This is a genomic window from Aureimonas sp. SA4125, assembly GCF_019973775.1.
Taxonomy (GTDB): domain Bacteria; phylum Pseudomonadota; class Alphaproteobacteria; order Rhizobiales; family Rhizobiaceae; genus Plantimonas.
Map to the genome: position 1 here is coordinate 2,683,405 of NZ_AP025032.1, position 18,213 is coordinate 2,701,617.

Annotated in this window: 18 protein-coding genes; 2 read left to right on the forward strand and 16 right to left on the reverse strand. The window is 65.6% G+C overall.

The window, feature by feature from the left end; genetic code table 11:
• Window positions 1-2: 2 nt before the first annotated feature.
• The 16 genes from Sa4125_RS12560 to Sa4125_RS12635 form a co-directional block, all read right to left on the reverse strand.
• Window positions 3-1,517 carry a phage tail sheath subtilisin-like domain-containing protein gene (locus Sa4125_RS12560; protein ID WP_223998404.1) on the reverse strand — a complete coding sequence of 505 codons (1,515 nt, stop codon included), beginning with the start codon at window positions 1,515-1,517 and terminating at the stop codon, window positions 3-5.
• Window positions 1,518-1,793, reverse strand: a complete 276-nt coding sequence (locus Sa4125_RS12565; protein ID WP_223998405.1) for a hypothetical protein — start codon at window positions 1,791-1,793, stop codon at window positions 1,518-1,520.
• Between the two features lie 26 nt (window positions 1,794-1,819).
• Window positions 1,820-2,536, reverse strand: a complete 717-nt coding sequence (locus tag Sa4125_RS12570) for a hypothetical protein (protein WP_223998406.1) — start codon at window positions 2,534-2,536, stop codon at window positions 1,820-1,822.
• A gap of 12 nt (window positions 2,537-2,548) precedes the next feature.
• Window positions 2,549-2,947, reverse strand: coding sequence for a hypothetical protein (locus Sa4125_RS12575; RefSeq protein WP_223998407.1), 399 nt, complete (start codon window positions 2,945-2,947; stop codon window positions 2,549-2,551).
• Window positions 2,948-2,960: 13 nt separating this feature from the next.
• Complete coding sequence (locus Sa4125_RS12580) at window positions 2,961-3,125, reverse strand: hypothetical protein (protein ID WP_223998408.1); 165 nt, start codon at window positions 3,123-3,125, stop codon at window positions 2,961-2,963.
• A 1-nt stretch (window position 3,126) separates the two neighbouring features.
• Window positions 3,127-4,152 carry a major capsid protein gene (locus Sa4125_RS12585; protein ID WP_223998409.1) on the reverse strand — a complete coding sequence of 342 codons (1,026 nt, stop codon included), beginning with the start codon at window positions 4,150-4,152 and terminating at the stop codon, window positions 3,127-3,129.
• Window positions 4,153-4,166: 14 nt separating this feature from the next.
• Window positions 4,167-4,793: a head decoration protein gene (locus Sa4125_RS12590; RefSeq protein WP_223998410.1), complete on the reverse strand. Its 627-nt coding sequence runs from the start codon at window positions 4,791-4,793 to the stop codon at window positions 4,167-4,169.
• Window positions 4,794-4,806: 13 nt separating this feature from the next.
• Window positions 4,807-5,853, reverse strand: coding sequence for a head maturation protease, ClpP-related (locus tag Sa4125_RS12595; protein ID WP_223998411.1), 1,047 nt, complete (start codon window positions 5,851-5,853; stop codon window positions 4,807-4,809).
• 10 nt (window positions 5,854-5,863) lie between these two features.
• Window positions 5,864-6,163: a hypothetical protein gene (locus Sa4125_RS12600; protein ID WP_223998412.1), complete on the reverse strand. Its 300-nt coding sequence runs from the start codon at window positions 6,161-6,163 to the stop codon at window positions 5,864-5,866.
• Window positions 6,160-7,809 carry a phage portal protein gene (locus Sa4125_RS12605; RefSeq protein WP_223998413.1) on the reverse strand — a complete coding sequence of 550 codons (1,650 nt, stop codon included), beginning with the start codon at window positions 7,807-7,809 and terminating at the stop codon, window positions 6,160-6,162. The genes Sa4125_RS12600 and Sa4125_RS12605 overlap by 4 nt, the downstream gene beginning before the upstream one ends.
• A 9-nt stretch (window positions 7,810-7,818) precedes the next feature.
• Window positions 7,819-9,837 (reverse strand): terminase gpA endonuclease subunit, encoded by a 2,019-nt coding sequence (locus Sa4125_RS12610; protein WP_223998414.1) that lies wholly within the window; start codon window positions 9,835-9,837, stop codon window positions 7,819-7,821.
• Complete coding sequence (locus Sa4125_RS12615) at window positions 9,834-10,427, reverse strand: hypothetical protein (RefSeq protein ID WP_223998415.1); 594 nt, start codon at window positions 10,425-10,427, stop codon at window positions 9,834-9,836. Before Sa4125_RS12615 ends, Sa4125_RS12610 begins: the two co-directional genes overlap by 4 nt.
• A gap of 229 nt (window positions 10,428-10,656) precedes the next feature.
• Complete coding sequence (locus tag Sa4125_RS12620) at window positions 10,657-11,190, reverse strand: hypothetical protein (protein WP_223998416.1); 534 nt, start codon at window positions 11,188-11,190, stop codon at window positions 10,657-10,659.
• A 335-nt stretch (window positions 11,191-11,525) separates the two neighbouring features.
• Window positions 11,526-12,434, reverse strand: coding sequence for a hypothetical protein (locus tag Sa4125_RS12625; protein WP_223998417.1), 909 nt, complete (start codon window positions 12,432-12,434; stop codon window positions 11,526-11,528).
• Between the two features lie 297 nt (window positions 12,435-12,731).
• On the reverse strand, window positions 12,732-14,525 hold the full coding sequence (locus tag Sa4125_RS12630) for a DNA primase family protein (RefSeq protein WP_223998418.1): 1,794 nt from the start codon (window positions 14,523-14,525) through the stop codon (window positions 12,732-12,734).
• A 3-nt stretch (window positions 14,526-14,528) separates the two neighbouring features.
• A complete protein-coding gene (locus Sa4125_RS12635) occupies window positions 14,529-15,788 on the reverse strand; it encodes a hypothetical protein (protein WP_223998419.1) in 1,260 nt (419 codons plus the stop codon).
• 59 nt (window positions 15,789-15,847) lie between these two features.
• Here Sa4125_RS12635 and Sa4125_RS12640 point away from each other — a divergent pair, with 59 nt between their 5' ends.
• Both Sa4125_RS12640 and Sa4125_RS12645 read left to right on the forward strand, forming a co-directional pair.
• A complete protein-coding gene (locus Sa4125_RS12640; protein ID WP_223998420.1) occupies window positions 15,848-16,507 on the forward strand; it encodes a hypothetical protein in 660 nt (219 codons plus the stop codon).
• Between the two features lie 47 nt (window positions 16,508-16,554).
• Window positions 16,555-17,838: an IS66 family transposase gene (locus Sa4125_RS12645; protein WP_223998294.1), complete on the forward strand. Its 1,284-nt coding sequence runs from the start codon at window positions 16,555-16,557 to the stop codon at window positions 17,836-17,838.
• The last annotated feature ends 375 nt before the right edge of the window (window positions 17,839-18,213 follow it).

Consider the following 18,213-nt stretch of genomic DNA (forward strand, 5'->3'; position numbering starts at 1 on the left):
CCTTAGGCAGCGGCCGAGAAGGCGCGATACTGGCTGTAGATCGTCGCATTGGCGGCGATCACGTCCAGCGGGTTGATCATGTCGAGCGGCGCGTAGATGTCGACGCGGTTCGGATTGTCGGCATTGCGCCGCAGATCGAGCCGCTGCGCGAACTCGCCGATGTTCTCGAGCACACCGGCCATCTCCGCCGCGGTGGCGATCATCGTCGCCTTGATATCCTGCGCCGTGGTAATCGCCAGGAGATCGCCGGGATTGCTGTCGGCGATCGCCTTTTGCCCGTGCTCCGCCTGCAGCCGCGCACGGAAGCGCCGCAGCGCATACATCAGCTGGCCGATCTTCTGGAGATCGCGGAAGGTCGTGTCGACATTGCCGGCGCCATCGGTGCGCTGCATCGTCACGAGTTTGTCGATCGCGACCTGACCATCGGAGCGCACGGTGAGCGTCGAGAGGCCCGACCCGATGAACGAGTCGCGGCTGGCATAGTCGTTCACCCACTTCGTGCGATCGCGCGGCGCGACGACGCCTTCGACCACGAGGCCGGTCTGGTTGCGCGAGACGTTGCCGAGCGCGCCGTCGGACAGCCAGGGTGTCACCCGGGCCGCCACGGCAGCGACATAGGCCCAGGGCGTGGCACCGTCCGTGCCGCCCGTCAGCCGCGGCAGCACCGTGATGTGCCGCGTGTCAAAGGACAGGCCGAAGGTCGTCAGCACCGCGGTGGTGCCGGAGCGCTGGGTATAGACATGCCCGTAGGACTGCCGGTTCCACGCCCAGCGCCCGCTGACATCCGAGAGAACGCTCCGATAGCGATCCATGTTCGCGTCGTCGCCGAAGGGCGAGACGATCCAGTCGAACGGGTCATCGCCCATCGCCGCGAGCGCCGCCGATGTATCCGGCTCGCCCGTGCCGGCGGTCGTAGTCGCCAGGGTCAGGACGCTGGTGAAGGCATTTCCGGTGGTCAGCGTCGGAATGAAGACATCGATGTCGTTGGCGATCGCGCCGGCATGGCGGGCCGTCAACGTCACCACGTTCGTCGCGGAGGTCGCGGTGAACGGCAGCGCCGACCTGGTCAGGGCGTTCTGGTACCCGTTGATGGCAGCGGCAAGGGCGGTGGCAACGGCGGCGGCGGTGTCGCCCGCGCCCATGGTCAGCGCGATCGGCTCGCCGGCGACGGTCAACATGCCGGTACCGCCTGCAGCGGGGAGCGTACCGACCGTGATGGTGCGCACTTCCGCGACGCCGACGGCCGGTGTGGAGAGCAGCCAGATGTCCTGCGCCGGTGCGTTGCGGCGGGCGGCGATCATCATCTCGGCGAGCATCGAGCCCTTGCCGGCGATGGCGATGGCCTCGACGTCGCTGTTGCAGCGGGCCGGCACGCTGTCGACGAGGTCCGCGTCGGTGTTCTTGTGACCGATCAGGAGCAGTCGCGAGACACTCTCGAACTGCCCCCCGGAGTTGACCTCGAAGGCGATGATGGGCGCCCGGATGTTGCCGGGGATGGAGTTGAAGCCGATCGGCATTTACCTGCCTCCTTCGCTCTTGGGAGTGGCGGCGGATGCCGCGGACTTCGGCCCCTCGGCCGTGGGAGAAGAGACGGCGTGCTTGCCAGCCTCGGCCTCGGGGTCGGGGTCCGGCTTGATCAGCTTGACGCTGCCGTCCGCGATCAGCCGGGCGTGGTAGGGGTTCAGCGAATCGAGGGCCTCGCCCTCCGTCTCGCCCGAGAAGAAGACGCCCGGGCCGCGCTCGGGCATGGGAATGCGGTCGCCCTTGCGGGCGAGCCGGTATCTGTCGGTCATGTCGAAATCTCCGGGGTGTCGGGAAGTCAGAGAGCCGAGCCTTCCGGCCCGTCGATGGCGGGATTGCCGCGAGTCGAGAAGACGATGGCATCGAGCGCATCGCGATCGGTCGCGAGGAAGGCCGCGTGCAGCGCCAGAAGCTTGGCCTTGGCGTAGGAGCCCGCCGGCAGCGCCTGCATCAGCCGCTGGATCGGTTGCGGCAGCCCGGCCGCATCGGTGAATTCGTCGTCGGCGATCGTGCAGGAGAATCGCATCGTGTTGCGCATCCACCGCAGACCCATGTCCGGCAGGGCGAAGGAATCGATCCTGACCTCGTCGACACTCTTCACGATGCGACGGAAGGCGGCGGACGTTGGCCCACGAACAAGCGTTTGCTTCACCTGGCTGCACAGCGCGCCGAGAACGAGGCGCGCCACCGGATCGGTAGTAGCCATCGCATCGGCATAGGGATCGCCCTCGCCGGTGATGCCCACCGAGAGATCGCAGACCACCGTCAGCGTCGCCGAGGCGAAACCGATCGTCGATGTCGCGCCATCGCCGCGCCGGACGCTCCGGCTGTCGTCGGTGTAGACTGCGATCGACGGCGTGAAGTCAACGCCGTCGATCAGATCCTCGTAGCGGATCGCCTGGCTGTCGAAGACCTTGTCCCGCGCCATGGTCGGGAACGGGCCTCCGGCAAGGATCGCCGCCGTCGGCGACAGCGCCTCGACGGAAGCCAGTCGCATCGCCTCTGCTGCCAGCATGGATCGCCCCGCTTATCGGCCCCGATTGACCCAGAACACTTTTCGCCCGGTGCCGTCTTCGGCGACGAGCGCCACTGTGTAGGCGACGCCGTCCTTTTCTCGCACGAGCCGGTCGCCGGGCCGCGGCATCCACGGCCAGTCCACCGTCGATGCCGAGATGCAGACCTGCGTCACATGCCGCGGCGCGACGTCGTCGGGCGACCACCGGGACGATTGCCCCATGGCATTGATCGCCTCGCCGAAGTCGATCGACCCCTTGAACGGGAAGGCCGCATTCGCGCCCTCGGCCACCGGCGGTGCATTGACCGACCGACCCGACGGACGATGAAAGTCCGTCGCGGTGAAAGCCTCCGTGTCGAAGAAGGCGGCGGTCGTCCGGTCGACCTGCGCCAGCATGTCGTCCCAGGACATGGCCGCCGCCCCCTCAGCTCTTCTTGGACACGGGCTCGGCCTTGGCCTTCTCCGCCTTCGGCTTGTCGCCCTCGTTGACGGTGACGCCCGTCTGAACCGCCTCGACCTCGGGCTTGGCGAACTGCCCGGCCTTCAGGAACTTGCCGTTGTAGAATCCGGCTTCGGTCACGATGCCCATGTTACACTGCCTTTCCACGGAGGAGCATCTCCGGGCGCGTCGCGATGAACAGCGGGTAGCTGTAGATCTCGACCCGGTCCCAGGCTTCACGGCCGGACGTATCGGCGAGGATGAGGCCGTAATATTCGCGCGCCCGCTGGTTGAGATACGGCTTGAACTCGTTCGCCGGCGAGAAGCCGACCTTGAACGCACCGCGCATGCCCACGGGGAAGAACCGGGCCTTGTCCGTGGCGATCGCGATGGTCGAGCCGTCGTCGGTGCCGCGGTAGTTGATGAAGGTGATGCCTTCGAAGTCGATCGCCGAGAACCCTTCGATCCCTTCCAGGGTCGATGCCCTCTCGGTGCCGAGACGGGTCTCCTTGTAAACCGGATGATTCACCAGCATGTCGAAAAAGGTGTCGCCGACCAGCGCCGCGATACGGGCGCCAGGGTTCCACGCGCCCTTGGCCGCAAGCTGCATGGCGCGCTTCACGTCGCGACATTTCTTGCGAATGTCCGTGGTGGGGACGTCGAGTTCGAAGTCGATCTCGGCGGGTTCGGAGATCCCCCATTCCGCATACCAGTCGATCAGGGTCGACCCGTTGGCGTCGAGAACCTTGCCCTGCACGGCACCGAAGCGCATGTGCTCCCAGGTCAGCTCGAGGTCGCCCATGATCTGAGCGGTCCGGTCGGTGACCTCCTGCGTCACGTCACGCGTCTGGACATCGAACGGAAGCGCGGCGACGCCAGCGAGTTCCGCCGAGTAGATCGTGCTGCCCTTGGCCAGACGAGAGGTGTTGAAGGGCCGCACTTTCGCGCCCTCGGGAATCAGTTCCTCCGGCGGGGCGCCCAGTTCCGATGTCGGGATCAGCGTCAGTGTCCGGTCGCGATCGGCGATGACGATGGTGCGCGAGCGGGAATAGATCGGCTCGAAGATCCCCATCGCGCCGAGCATCTGCGGCTGGAAATCGACCCGCTCGACGACATCCTCCTGGAAGTCGACGAGACCCCAGGCATTGCCGGTGAAAACGTCTGTGACAAGTGCCATGAACTCAGCCCTCCTTAGCGGCCGATGATGCCGGCGGCGGCCAGGGAGGCGAGTGCGGCGGTCTTCTGGGGGTCGGTCGCGTCATCCGCGAAGCCGAGAACGTCGGCATGGACTTCGGCATCGCGCACGGTGGCGGTGCGGCGGACATCGGCGCTCGTCGCGTCGCAGCCCTCAAAGAGGATGGCCGATGCTGGCCTCGTGGCGTCATAGGGCACGTATTCGCCCGAACCCGCCGCCACGGTAACCGAAAAGGAATCGCCCGCGACCATCGGCGTGCCGCCGGCGGTGATCGTAAAGCCGAGGTCGTCGGCATAGGCGACTCCGGTCGTGCCCGATTTCAGCTTGAACCCGTCCGGGTCGACGACGTCGAACTTCGTCGCAGCAGTAAACTCGACACGGTACGTGCCGGTCTTGACGCCCGTCCCGGTGGTCACCGCCGACATCGTGGCGTTGCCGGTATTGCCGCCGGTAGCCGTCGCAGTGGCTGCCCCGGAGGAAAGCTTGGAGAGCACGCGGCCCGCCTTCAGCACGCCGGAGCCGCTGGCGATGACGATCTGCTCGCGCGAGCGATACATGCCGTGCGCTTCGGAAACGAGGTAGTGCCCCGCCCCGGAGAACCGGTCTTCGGTCAGAATGGCCATGGGAAATCCCTCCTCAGCGGCGCTTGTTGGTGCGGGCGACCGCGGCGGTGAGGATCGACTTGTCGCCCTTCGCCGTGGCCTTGCCGCCGTTGACGTTCAGCCCTTCGCCGTTGAGGCGTCGGTTCTGATGATCGAGAGCCGGGTCCGGCTCGGCCGACGCGGCCGCCTTGGGCGATGCCGCCAGCGTGGCCTTGGCGTCATCGACGCTTTCGCCCTTGGCGTAGAGGTGCTCCGCGAGTGCCGTGCGGCCATCGGCCTCCGGCAGCGCCATGATGGCGGCGCGCCGCTCGCGGTCAGCCTTGACGGCATCGAGCGAGGCAGTCGACAGATTGGCCTTCAAGGTGGCGTTCTCGGCGGCCAACTGGTCCGCCCGATCTTTATCCGTCATGGATGGCTCCTGTGTTTGACGGGGTTGCACGGCGGACTTTGCCGCTGCCATGGCATCGGTCAGACGCCAATTCTTCTTCGCCGCAAGGGCGGTGAGCCGCTTGGGCGCGTGCGCGTAGACGCGATAGTCGAACGCCGCCACGGCCTGCGATCTGCCGACGGCGACCTTATCGGCGAATCCAGCCGCCAACGCCTCCTCGGGCGAATACCAGCTCTCCGCTTTCATGATCTCCCGGCACTCGTCGGCGTCCTTGCCGGACTTGGTCGCATAGACGCGCGAGTACGAGACGGCCATCGCCTCGAGGCCTTCGATCGTCTTCGCATGATCCGACGAAGTGCCCATCGTGAAAGCCGACGGATCATGGATCATGAGAATCGATCCGCCGGACATCTCGACGGTGTCGCCGGCCATCGTGATCAGCGACGCGGCCGATGCGGCGATGCCGTCCACGACGATATCGGTCTTCCCAGCCCGCCTGGACAGCAGGGCATGGATGGCCGCGCCCTCGGTGGCGAACCCGCCGCCGCTGTTTAGATAGACCGTCAGGTCGGCATCTTCTTCGACCTGCGCGAGAGCGAGAAGCACGTCGCCTGCAGTGAATCCGTCGCCAAAATAGTCGTCGCCGACGAAGCCGGTCAGCGTCAGCTTCCCGCCGTCAAGAATTGCAGCCATGTCCTGAACCTCAGTAGGGGCGCGAGCGCGCCGCGATGGCGAACCGGGTCCGCCGTTTGACCCCGCCGTTCGTCAGCGCCTCGCATTCGGCCTTGGCCTCGTCGAGCAGATCGTCGAGATCAGCGGGCTTTGACCCGGCGGAGAACTTGGTCCGGCGCGTCGTCAACGGGGACCGTATCTCGATCTCCTCGACCGCGCCGCCGGTGGCGAGACGCATCCGGTAGGCATAGAGCGCCAGGTACCGGGCACAGGGATCGCTGACGTCGACCGGCTGCCCGCCGATGACGACGATGTTCGGCGTTTCGCTCATGCTGCCACCGGCGTCCGGTTGCCTTCGGCCGCGGCGCCTTGCGGCCCTGCCCCGCCTCCGGTCTTTCGGCCGAACGGGATCGGCATGTCCGCGACCTTGAACGCCGCAATCTCCGCGGCGATCTGCGTCTGGACTTCCTGCGGATTCTTGCCGAGCGCCATGCACTCGTCGGCAACGGAAGAGAGCATCAGCTCCAGCCGCTTTTCCGCCGCGAGCATGTCCTTGTACGGATCGGCGCTGGGCTTCTCCGGCCCCTGGAACTCTGCCTGGAACACACTCTCCTTGTCGCGAAGGAACGCCTGCGGCCCGCCCTTGAACGGAATGCGCCGCTCGACGATCTCCTCCTCCAGCCAGCGCTCGTAGATCGGCTGGGCGAAGGGCGCGACGATCCGCGACCGCCGCCGCATCACCACCGGCCAGATGCAGGCCATCGACATCCGGACGCTCGAATAGTTCGCGTTCGAATGGTCGCCGGTGAAGCTCTCGAAGGTGATGCCGAGGCAACGCGCCATCTCGCGCTGAAGGTTCTGGGAGAATGGCAGGTAGTTCCCGCCCGGCGTCTCTGCCGTATGGAACTTGAGCTCCTCGCCAGGTCCCGTGTGCGCAATCCGCGCTGTCTCGGAGAGATTGATTCCGCCGGTCTTTAGTGCGTCGATCCGCTGGCCCCAGACGTCGATCAGGTCCTGGGCAAGCTCGCTGACACCTTCGAGCCCGGCAAAATCGCCAGTGGTGTCCGCCAGCGTCTGGATGGCTTCGAAGGCTTGGGCGCTGGGTTCCGGGCTGTTGATCGTCGCCGCGAAGATCGTTTGCAGCAGCGCCGTCGCCAGCGTCGCGTCGGCCAGCTGGTCGGACTGCGCGGCAACCTTCAGCGCCGGCGTCATCGGCGAGATGCCGCGCGGGGCGTTCAGGTTCTCGCCGCGATCCATGACATGGATGACATCGACCGCAGGCACGTCCTTGTCGCGCTCGATTCCGTCGGAAGCCTCACGGAAGCGGAAGTACCGCGGACGCCCGTAGCCGTCCTTGATGACGCCCTGATCGATGCCGTCGAAGGTGCTCGTCGTCCGACGGCATCGATGCGGCGCGACCAGCGAGACCTTGATTCCCGTCGTGACGCCGAGCTGCCGGCGCTGCCCCGCCGTGAAAAAGTCGAGAACCCCGAAAGCCTCGCCATAGGCGAGATAGGACCGCAGGACCCCGTCGAGGATCTCGGAGACCGTCGACACTCCGGCGAGATCGCACTCCTTCGGGTTCCAAGCCCAGCGCCGCCAGGCCGCCTCGACGTTCCGGCACCAGGCGCTCGCCTCGTCTTCAGAGTACCCGAACTTCGACAGTTGCGCTCGGCAGTTCAGCTTGAGCTCCTCGCCGATCGTGTCGCACAGAATCTGCACCGCGGCGCCTGCCAGCCAGCCAGAATTGTGCATGAAGTCGATCGCCAGAGCGGAAGCACGCTCCGCCGCCTCGTACACGTCGTATTTGGCATCCCGCGTCACTGCCCGGCGCATCGCCAGTATGCCGGTGCGGTCCCCGCGCAGATACCGGGCCGTCGCCTTCACGGGCGTCAGCGCCGCCGACGAACGCGCATCCGCCGACGGAAACGCAACGCCCCCCGCCTTCACGCGGACACGCGGCTTCGTCTCGATCATGTCGATTTCCTATCGCTTGTAAGCCGCCCAGCTGGACCGCCGTTTTCCGGGCGGCGTCGGCCTCTGACCGGTTTCGACCGGCATTCCCGCGAGATCTTCGGGAGGTGGCACAGCCACCGTGTCGACCAGCTTGGCGCTTTCCGTCGACAAAAGATCGAGCGCCGCCGCCGGCTGGATTCGCGCCCGGAGGCGGGCCCATCCATCGGCCGTCAGCTTAGAGAGTCCCAGCTGCTCGGCCATCGCCATCGCGTAGATGCGGCAGTCGAGATAGTGATTGTCCTTGCGTAGCCGCTTCCATTCCTCGACCAGGCGCCCCTTGACGAGCTTCTGGTCGAAATACTCGGCCGTGATCTGCTTGAAGAAATCCTCTTCCAGCCAGGTGCCGAAATGGCAGTAGCCGGGCGGGTCCTTGGCTTCGCCGGCGACCAGTCCCTTGCGGTGCAGGTTGCCGTAGAATTCCGACTTCAGTCCCCATGTGCCGACCGGCCAGACCGTTCCGCTGCCGTATTTCTTCAGCTTGCCGCGGCGATCGAACGTCACCCGCTGCGCGCCGCCGATCGCGGGAATGCCGCGTCCGTGCCGGCCTTTGATCGCGTAGGCCCGCACGCGCTGCCGGCACCACTCGTAGACCTGCGTCGTGCGTCCGCCATCGCCGGAGTCGACGGCCATGGCCTCGATCTCACGGTCGCCGCCGAAGGCATCCTTGAACGTCCGTGCCCGGAATTCCTCGAGCAGCGCCCACGCGCCTTCGTTCGGATTGTCCGTCGTCCCCGGCAGGAACTCCGCTTCGACGGTCCATGTCTGACGGTCCCAGCCAAAGGCAACCGCCTCGACGAAGATGCCGCCATGCTGGATGTCGGCGCCGGCGACGAAGATCAGTCCGTCCGCCGGAACGACGCCCCGCGGATAATTCTCTCGACGCTCCATCAGGCGCTGATGGTCCGGTGCGTTGCCGCGCATGGCATAGGGCAGCGCCAACACCAGGTTGGCGAAGTTCTTCGCCCCCGCCTCTCCCTTCGCATCGGCCGCCAGGGCGTCCTCGGCGATCGCCTCGTAGGACATCATCAGCGAAATGAAGGCGTCGACGTGAAAGCCGGGATGCCTGTCCGGCTCGACCAGGGTCGGGATGAACCGCCCCTGCCGTACCAGGGCGACCCGCTCCGCCTCGTCGATCCAGTGCCCGCAGCTGGGACAGACGTAGACGCTCCTGTGCGGATGCTGACGGTCGATCTGGAAGCCGTCCATGGACTGGACGATTTCCGTCTCGCAGGCCGAGCAGCGGATATGAAAGAACCGCTGGTCCGACCGCCGGAACGAACGATCGACCCGGCAATGCCCGGGCCCCTCGCCGAGCTCGTCGCCGCTGTCGAGCTCTGGCGTCGATATCTCGAGGATCTTGTAGCTCTTCTGCCGCCTGAACGCCGTGAACCGGCCGAAGAACAGCGCCTCCGGATCGTCGCCACTGGTCGTTTCCGACCACTTCGACACCTCGTCCTTCACCCCGTAGCGGCTCGTCTTCATGGAAAGGTCCATGACCGAGTTCGCATTGGCGAGGTTGATCGAGCCGCCGGCAAAGCGCTTCTCGTAGGTGGTCGACCCGGTGCCCGACCGGCTGGTCACCGGCACGATGATCCGTTTCTTCGTCCGCTCCTGCCAGGCGTCGATCAGCGGCTGCAACTTCTGCCCATTGATGTCCTGCAGGGCGTCGATGCCGGGCACGGCGTAGAGGATGTTGTCCGGGCAGACCTCGGCGATGTAGAGCGTCCAGGCCAGCGCCAGGATCGAGGCGCCGGACTGCTGGCACTTGCGCACCGTGACGAGATTGGCCGGATGCTCCTGGCTAAGACAGTCCGCGATTTCCCGGAGATAGGGGGCATCGGCGGCCGACCAGAGATCTCCCTTTTTCGGCCCGTCGACGAGGACGACGTTGTCGCCGAGCCATCGGCTAAAAGGGACCGGCGGCTGCGGACGGATCGCATCGGCAAGCGTCGCGGCGACCCCGCGCAGCGCACCGGCATAAGCGTTCATGCCTCATCCTCGGTCAGGGCCTCGTCCTGCGCGGGGGCCCCGCTGGCGATTAACGCGAGCCGCGCCGCGATGTCAGTGCTGAGGTCGAAGGCGATCTGCCGCAGCAGCACCCGGAGCCCATGCGCGCCCTCGCGCGACACCGCGACGGCCAGATCGTCGGCCCGGTTCGGGAGCTTGCCGATCAGGCTCTGGATCTCGCGGCCAGCCATTGTCAGCGCCTCGACCGTTCGATCGGCCCGGAACAGCCTGCCCCTCTCCTCGGCCTGTCGGATCCGCTCGCGCTCGACCTTCAGCCACTCGCCGAGCCGCCGCGCCTCTTCGAAGCTGTCCTTCTGGTCCGGGATCACCGCCTTGCCGGCGGCGTCCGGCCTCGGCACAGGCGCCTTGGCCGGATTGGAATAGCGGGACCGGTGATGATCCCAGTGCGCCAGCGAGACTTTCGATATCCGGCCTCGCCCGTCTCTCTCGACCGGGATTGCGTGGTCATCGACCAGGCCGATCACCACCTTCGAAACCGCCTGTCGCGAAATCCCGTCCCGCTCGGCGATTTGCGAGATCGCCCACATCACCCGCGGCGCATCATCCTCCATCGCGTCGCCTCGCATTCTCCTGACAACCCGCTGTCACCCCTGACAACCCTGTCAACCCAACCCAAACCACTGAATTACTGACAAGAACCCGCGCTCCGCCGGGACCGCAGGGCATGGGTTTGGGGGGTACGGTCCCTGAACCGGGGGGTGGGGTGTAGCGTCGGCGACACGGTTTCGAGGGTCGAAGGGACGCCCGGGTGCAGGAATGTCACGGTTTGAACGGCGGCGGTCAGCCGAGGCGGGCGAGCATGAAGGCGACGCCACGGGCGATCTCGGTGAGGAAGACGCCCTCGGCTATCTCGCCCAGCATGTCCTCGTAGACGGGTGGGTTGCGCTCCACCTCACCGGCGGGGTTCGGGCCGAAAAGCTGCTTGATGGGCAGGCGGGGTGCCTGCGGGTTCTTGTCGGCGCCTCGACGGCGCATGACCTTTCCCTTGGCTATGAACGCTGCGCGGTATGAGCCGCGCAGGGTGACGGCAACGCCACGCGTCGTCGTCCTTGCGCCCAACTCTTTCAGCGGGATCTGCGCCGAGCGGACGATCATCTCCATCGTATCGTCGGTAATCCGCGTGCGCATCCGCGCCTTGATGTGCTTCTGCGCCACGTCGATGCGGGCGGAAGCCAGCTGGGCATAGGTGCGCTCGACCACCGAACGGGACCGGCCCATCGCGCGGCCGACAACCTGCTCGCGCATCTTTGCTGGCAGTTGGGCGAAGGCGTCGGACAGGCGGGCGAAGTCCGTGCTGTCGACCGTGACGGTCATTTCCGCCTATCCGGTGAGACCTGAAGGGCGACCGAGCGGATTACGGATGGCAAGACCTTCACCATCCCCACGATCCCGGCGCTCGCCTTCGCCTTGGCGATCATGCGGCGCCGCGCCTCGCAGTGACCACAGGCCATGGCGCACACTCCTGAAACGAAAACGCCCGCGACAAGACGCGGGCGACAAGCGATGCAGCCATTACAGCCGCGCGGTCATGGCAGCCTCCATTGGTTGGAAGCGCGAGCGAAGGCGCGAAAAAACCCGGTGGCGTTTCCGCCCCGGGTTCGTCTCGCCTTTTTCAGCCTCCAAGCTGTATGTCAAGTTTCTGCCGCACGTCAAGCCACCGCGTGGCCCTTGGGCGCGAATGATGGCGATTTTCTCGCGAGAAGCACCCGCCGCTCCCGTGGAGCCTCCTGCCCTTCCCAGGGCCAGAGCGGCAACCGGGTCTCGGTGACGTCGATCGTCGAGAGCTGGCCCGTCAGGTCCTCGACGAGAAGACCGAGCATCAGGACGAAGGCCTGGTATTCGATGCGGTCCGCGACCAGCAGGGCGGGATCGGGTGTCAGCACGGCACGGCGCCACGCGCCGGGATAGGGCCGATGGGAGGTGTGATCGTAACCGTCGATCTCGATGGCAATTTCCGGACGGTTTTCACCGGCGCTGCGCATCACAGTCCGGCGCCACACAGCCCTGCCGCGTGCCCCCACTTCGAAGCCGCGCACCACCGGGCCATGGTCCGCCCACGTCGGCGCGCCGCCGAGGATGGCGCGGCGCATCATCAGCATGGCGCAGTCGCCGATCCTGTCGGCGGCGAGGACGAAGCCACGGGCGTTGCACTCTTCCCGCTCCAGGTCGGTGAGGCCGGCGACATCCTCGATGACGTCGTCGCCGGGCTCGTCAGTCTCGACGTCCTTCAGGCCGAGAACGGCCTCGCCGATCAGCACGGCGTCGAGATGCGGCGCGATCGATGCCGAGAGATCGGGCACGCAGCCGTAGCGGTTGCGGTCGATTACCGTCAGCAGCTCGTAATAGCTCGCATCCGAGGACGAGGTCGCCATCGACGGCCCCGCCGCCATCACCTGCCGCAGCTTCGGCAGCTCGAACACGTAGGCCCAGCGTAGCGCCTCCTCCACCGTCATCAGGCGCTTGCGGCCCGCTTTGCCGGCCACCGCCATGCCATCCACCGGCTTGCGAGGGTTTGCGATAGTCGAGAGAGGGTTGTGCGAGGGTTTAGGGTTGTTCATTTGATGTTACTTCTCAATAACTTATGATGATTTTGCGAGGGTTGCGATAGTTTGGCCTCGTATAGACATCTGAACTTTCCTCCCGAAGCCCCTTTCGATATTCCCTACGCGTGCGCGAACCCTCGCAAACCCTCGCAAAGCCTTGCGGCGCAGGCCCCCGAACCCCCTTTGTGAACCCTCGCAAAGGCTCGCCAACCCTCGCAACCCTCGCATGTCGCCAGCGCGCGAGCGTTTGCGCTCCCCGAAAGGAAAACCAAGCGGGTTCACGGGTTTGCGGGCAATGGATAGGACGGTGCATCATCCGCCATATCCTTCGGGATAGTCGCGCGACGTGGAGGAGGAAGGAAGATCGACAAGGCGGATATCGAGATAGCGGCGGACGCGACCGTCCTCGCGATGAAACTTCTTGGCCATGATCTTGCCGAATCGTGTTTCCGATATCGCCTTGGCTGCGGACTCTAGGCACCAATCGAGATAGGCTTTGTACAGATCGCGGGCGTTCACATCGAAGCCGCCCTCGACGACGATGCAGCGGGCCACGAACCCTGCCGTCGGGTCCATCTCGTCGCGATACTTCTGTGTCTCGACCTCGACGTCTTCCGGGATCACCAAGCCCTCGCGCAGGAAGATCAGCGCGCCCTCGATCAGCCAGTTGAGTATGCCCGTCCGCTCGGCATAGAGCTCGGAGACCACCTCCTCGAACTCGCGCCGCTCATGCAGCGGGATCGACACCGGCCATTTGACCACCGCCATGCGGCGCCAGATGCCCTCGTCGGTACCCGTGATGCGGGGATAGCCGTTGCCGCTCATGTGGCCGGTGAAGATCGGGCGGAAGTCGAAATAGCCTTGGAAGAGATCCCGCACCGGGATGGCCTCGCCGCCGGTCAGGCGCTTCACCAGGTCCTCGCGCAAATCCTCGCCCTCCGGCAGCTCCTGCACGCGCAGGAAGCGGCGCCCGTACAGCCGGGCGACATCCGGGGTCGCTCCGCCGCTCTGCCCCGAGCCGCCGGTAAAACTCTCCGCCGGCAGCGTCACAGCGATGTCGCCAAAAATTCGGCACAGCACCTCCATGAAGACGCTCTTGCCGTTGGCGCCCGATCCATAGTGGAAGAACAGGCGCTGCACGGTGATCCCCAGCAGACCGAGCCCCGCCGCCACCTGCACCAGCCGCCGCACCTCGGGCTTCGGCTGAAACCGATCCATGAACTGGACGAAGCGCGGGCATGCCGCCGCCGGGTCGTAGTCGACGGGAATGATCTCGGTGATGAGGTCGGAACGCCGGTGTCCCTTGCGCGCGGTGACGCGGGGTTCCGCCACGTCGATGAACTCGGGAATGTCCTCGCGCGAGTCGTCCGGGTCGTCGAAAGCGGGGTTGCGGGTTTTTCGGATGTCGCGCCGGAAGGTCAGGGTATGGCCGCGCACGGCGACGCGCAGCGGATCGGCGTTGAAGTCGTCGGGATCGCGCATGATGTGCGGCGCGACGCAGTCGAGCATGGCTGAGAGCCGGGCCCGGTTCTTCGACGTGATGGCGAAGTCGCGCCGCGCCTTCTTGCGCTTGGACAGCGCTCCTTTCACCGCCTCGGCCGCGGCCAGCGAGGCGACATCGGCCTCGGTCCGCTCGTTCTCCGGCTTCTTGGCGACATTCTTGGCCTTGTCGACCGCCGCCTTCTCCCAGTCCTTCAGCGCCAGCACCGGGATCTCGTCGATGATACGATCACCGAGCCGCTGCGCCGTCGCCAGCGCGCGTGGGTTGCCGGTGGCGGTGTCCCAGTGCGTGCCGGCCCAGACGACGAAGAGGTTGCCCCGCGCCTTCTCCTGCGCCAGCACGAGGATGTCGGCGCCGAAATGCGCGATCAGCCGGTGGGCGTTGTCGGTGTCGGACTGGTCAAGATTGGCGCACCAGGCGAGAACGTCGGGATCGACGGTCTCGGGATCGCTTGCCCGCGGTGGTTTCGCACCGGAGTCCGACGCGGCCTCGATCTGGGGTTCCGGGCTTTCTTCGCCGACGCCCATCCCGGCCGCCTGCGCGTTGGCGGCGGCAAGAATGGCGCGGACGGCTTCGAGGCCTGTATTGCCCTGCTGTTTTGCCATGCGCTATGCCGCTTTCCGTTCGATACCACCGGCGACCATGTCGGCGAAGTCGGCGCCTTCGGGAGGCCAGGCGATGGCGATACGGCGGTCGGACGCTGCGAGGCGCGACAGGGCCCGCGCCATGGCAGCGGCCGTGGCGAAACGTTCGCTGTCGCCGTCGGCGACGAGCATGATCTCCCGCACCCAGCCCGGAACCTGCATGGCCTCGTCAGCGCCCTGCCCCTCGCGTGGCACGGGCCCGGAAACGCGCAACGGGGCCTTGCCGCCTTTGTTCTTGAGCACTGGATGCGAGAAGGCGGACGATGGATCCGCGGGGCCTGCGAGGTTGCCGAGGTCGCCGGCAGGTGCATAGAGCGTGTCGGCGCGAAATCCTTCGGCGAGGGCGACGGCGATCGTGTTCTCGATCCCCTCGCCCGCCACCAGTCTGTGGCGGCGGGCGTCGGGGAGGATCAGGCCGCCGTTGTCGATGAAGCCGACGAGCGGAATCAGCCCGCCCTTCTTCGAGCCTCGCATCTTCTTCGTCGGCAGCGGCTCGCCTTCCTCGTCGATGAGGCTTGGCCGGCGTTTCCGCCCCGCCATGTCGATCCAGGTGATGTGGCAGCCGATCACCGCGCCGGCGGGATCGATGAAGGGCAAGATCATTGCCGGCCCGGCAAAGATCTCGATCGGGTTCTGCCGCTCGTCCTGTCCATGCCAATATGGCTCGCTGCCAAGCGATCGCAGGAAGGGTAGCTGCGGCAGGTCGGCCAGGCTGCAGCCGAGTCGCGCGGCGAGATAATCGAGCCCGATGCCCCCGGGGCGTGCGCGCTGCCATTTGCCGCGCGCCTTCGCCCGCTCGCCTTCACGAAAGCCCGCCTGTGCCGCGGCGTCAGCCTCTGCGCGTTCGGCGTTCTGCCGTCGCCTTTCCTCCAGCCGCCGGGCGCGCTCGTCGGCAGCCTCGGCGCTTTCGGGCGTTCCCTCCGGTACGGGCCGGCCTAGCACCTCGGCGCAAGCGAGGAGGAACTCCTCGCGCCGATCGAGATCGAGGCCGCGCACATGGCGGGCTAGCCCGATGCCATCCTTGCCGCCGCGGTCGCCGCGGCAATTCCATGCGCCCTTGCCGGGATTGACAGAAAACCGATCCGTCCCGCCACAGGCCGGACACGGCCCCACCCATTCCGCCGTGCTTCGTTTCAGCCCGGCGAGCACGCCCAGCCGCTCGGCCGCCTCTCCAACGGAAACGGCGCGAGCTTCTTCGACGAAGAGATCGGTGGCGGCGGTCATAGCGCCGCAGACCAAGCGAACGTACGATACGCCATCGCTTGTCCCGCATGAGGTATTTTATGGCGTTCTTTCGAACAACCGTAGCCGGATTTCTTGGTGGGTCGCTGGCGTTGGCAGTATTTGCTGCCATCGCCACGGGAAGCGTATGTGCGCCGACCGATGGTTTCATTTCGTGCAGCCGGGAGTGGATTGGTGCACTCAGCGGATATTTCGCAGCTGCCGGCGCAGGTCTCGCTGCTTGGTACACTATCGGCCCACTGCGCAATCAGGTCCGCGAGGCGAAACGACAAAGTGATTTCATCGTTGGTGATCACCCCCCAACACTGGATGCGGTCCGACACTTCGAAGAGCCCGACTCTATAGTACTTACGGTTATAAACTGGAACAGACGCGGTCTTATTATATATGCAGCCGAAATCGCCGGATACGAAAATGAAACATACATCTGGACTTCCAAAATCAACGGGATCGATCAAAATCATTTCCGCATAACAGCAAAGTCGCCAGCGTACCTTAAGGGCTGGATCTGCCGCAACGAGTCTCCACCATTGATGAAGCTGCGGCTGTCCGCACGAGATAAAAAAGGTCGCAATATTGAGCGTTGGGACGCCGATCAGCAGGTTCGAATTACGCTTCGCCTCATCGGAGAAGATCATATGGGGAAGATGTACCAGCCAACTAAATTCACCAAAGCTGTAGTATTCTCCAAGGGAGCGTAATTACCCACCCCCTTGTCACGGGCCGAATTCCCTGAATCCATGGACGGATGGATCGCGGTGATTTGCAGCGTCTGACGAAGGAAGAGTTGATCGATCTGGTGCTGAAGATTCAGCGTCCGGAGAAGACGTCACGCACATCCTCGAAGCCTCCGTCTAGTGACCGCAAGGAGCGCCGTGAGCAGGCAAGACCTGGCGGCGCCAAGCCCGGTCACGAAGGCCACAGCCGAGCGATGGGTGAGGATTTCGATCGGCTCGTCGATCACCGTCCCGAGCAATGCTCCTGCTGCCAGGCAGCCCTGGCCGATAGCCTTCCCGCGGAGATCGGCGGCACGTACGAGACGGTCGATCTGCCGGAGATCAAGCCGTTCGTGACGCGTCATCGCCGGCTTTCGGTTTGTTGTCCTTCCTGCGGCACGCTTGTCTCAGCGGGATTGCCCGATGCGGCAAGGGGGACGCCGTTCGGGCCGCGGCTGCATGCGGTGGCGACCTATCTTAAGACCTTCCAGGCCCTGTCCTATGAACGGCTTCAGAAAGCTCTGGCCGATCTCTTCGGCTTGCAGATCAGCCAGGGCGGGCTGATGAACATGCTGCGCCGGGCGCAGGGCACCTTCGTCGCCGACCGCGATCTCGCCATTGCCGCCCTGCGCCGCTCCAAGGTGGTGGCCTCGGACGAGACCGGCGTTCGCATCGAAGGCAGCAACGCCTTCCAATGGGTGTTTCGCTGCGATGACGCAGTCGTCCATCGTGCCGCTCCGACCCGTGGTGCCATCGTGGTCAGGACCCTGATGGACGGGCACCGGCCAAAGGTCTGGTGTTCCGATCGCTACTCTGCCCAGCAGGGACATGCCGACGCCCATCAGACCTGTCTGGCTCATCTGGCCCGCGACGTCGCCTACGCCGAACAGGCGGGCGAGGATCTGCTGCCGTCGCGGCTGCGGATCTGGCTGTCCAAGGCTTTCGCTTTGGCCAGCGGCATCACGACCTTCGCCGCATCGACCATCGTCGCCAAGCGCCGTGCACTGGAGCGAAGTCTTTCCGAGATCCTCGCCGCACCGACCTCCTGCCCTTTCGCTCGAGTGGTCCAGCACAAGTTCAGGCGAGCGCGCGACCAGCTCCTGACCTTCACTCTCTGGACCGGGATGGTCGAGGCCACCAACAACGGCTGCGAGCGCGCCCTGCGACCGGCCGTGATCCAGCGCAAGGTCACCAACGGCTATCGATCCATGTGGGCCGCCGAAGGCGAAGCTGACATCCGAACCGTCGTCGATACCGCCCGGCTGCGCCAAGGGGGCAACGTCTTCAACACAATTCTCGAGACGGTAGGCGCCTGACATTCTACGGAATGCGGGGGTGGGTAATTACAAGGGAGCTGCGGATTAGAACGCATGATCCTAGAAATTGAGCACTACGAAAGTGAGAGTCTTCTTCCCTGCTACCAGCAGAATTGCCGTTAATCGACGACTTCACCGCCCCGCCCCCGCCCGCAATGCGATTCCCGGCTGGACGTCGCCCTGCCATTTCGTCCCGCCCGCAAGGCGCTTCAGCTCGAAGCCGAAGTTGCTGCGCTCGAGCGCGTCGAGGCGATGCTCGCGGCAGAAGGCGAGGTAGGCGGAGAAAGCGGCCCGTTTGTCGAGCCTGGCCGCCGCGTCAAGGACGAGGCAGCTTTCCGCGAAGCGGCGAAAGCCGGGCTCCGAGCTTGGCAGTGG

Excerpts from the sequence above, each read along its gene's own strand:
- Sa4125_RS12635 (WP_223998419.1), bottom strand. The coding sequence starts at position 15,788 with ATGACCGCCGCCACCGATCTCTTCGTCGAAGAAGCTCGCGCCGTTTCC.
- Sa4125_RS12600 (WP_223998412.1), bottom strand. The coding sequence starts at position 6,163 with ATGAGCGAAACGCCGAACATCGTCGTCATCGGCGGGCAGCCGGTCGAC.
- Sa4125_RS12565 (WP_223998405.1), bottom strand. The coding sequence starts at position 1,793 with ATGACCGACAGATACCGGCTCGCCCGCAAGGGCGACCGCATTCCCATG.
- Sa4125_RS12590 (WP_223998410.1), bottom strand. The coding sequence starts at position 4,793 with ATGGCCATTCTGACCGAAGACCGGTTCTCCGGGGCGGGGCACTACCTC.
- Sa4125_RS12585 (WP_223998409.1), bottom strand. The coding sequence starts at position 4,152 with ATGGCACTTGTCACAGACGTTTTCACCGGCAATGCCTGGGGTCTCGTC.
- Sa4125_RS12630 (WP_223998418.1), bottom strand. The coding sequence starts at position 14,525 with ATGGCAAAACAGCAGGGCAATACAGGCCTCGAAGCCGTCCGCGCCATT.
- Sa4125_RS12560 (WP_223998404.1), bottom strand. The coding sequence starts at position 1,517 with ATGCCGATCGGCTTCAACTCCATCCCCGGCAACATCCGGGCGCCCATC.
- Sa4125_RS12625 (WP_223998417.1), bottom strand. The coding sequence starts at position 12,434 with ATGAACAACCCTAAACCCTCGCACAACCCTCTCTCGACTATCGCAAAC.
- Sa4125_RS12605 (WP_223998413.1), bottom strand. The coding sequence starts at position 7,809 with ATGATCGAGACGAAGCCGCGTGTCCGCGTGAAGGCGGGGGGCGTTGCG.
- Sa4125_RS12610 (WP_223998414.1), bottom strand. The coding sequence starts at position 9,837 with ATGAACGCTTATGCCGGTGCGCTGCGCGGGGTCGCCGCGACGCTTGCC.
- Sa4125_RS12640 (WP_223998420.1), top strand. The coding sequence starts at position 15,848 with ATGGCGTTCTTTCGAACAACCGTAGCCGGATTTCTTGGTGGGTCGCTG.
- Sa4125_RS12580 (WP_223998408.1), bottom strand. The coding sequence starts at position 3,125 with ATGGGCATCGTGACCGAAGCCGGATTCTACAACGGCAAGTTCCTGAAG.
- Sa4125_RS12595 (WP_223998411.1), bottom strand. The coding sequence starts at position 5,853 with ATGGCTGCAATTCTTGACGGCGGGAAGCTGACGCTGACCGGCTTCGTC.
- Sa4125_RS12575 (WP_223998407.1), bottom strand. The coding sequence starts at position 2,947 with ATGTCCTGGGACGACATGCTGGCGCAGGTCGACCGGACGACCGCCGCC.
- Sa4125_RS12645 (WP_223998294.1), top strand. The coding sequence starts at position 16,555 with ATGGATCGCGGTGATTTGCAGCGTCTGACGAAGGAAGAGTTGATCGAT.
- Sa4125_RS12570 (WP_223998406.1), bottom strand. The coding sequence starts at position 2,536 with ATGCTGGCAGCAGAGGCGATGCGACTGGCTTCCGTCGAGGCGCTGTCG.
- Sa4125_RS12615 (WP_223998415.1), bottom strand. The coding sequence starts at position 10,427 with ATGGAGGATGATGCGCCGCGGGTGATGTGGGCGATCTCGCAAATCGCC.
- Sa4125_RS12620 (WP_223998416.1), bottom strand. The coding sequence starts at position 11,190 with ATGACCGTCACGGTCGACAGCACGGACTTCGCCCGCCTGTCCGACGCC.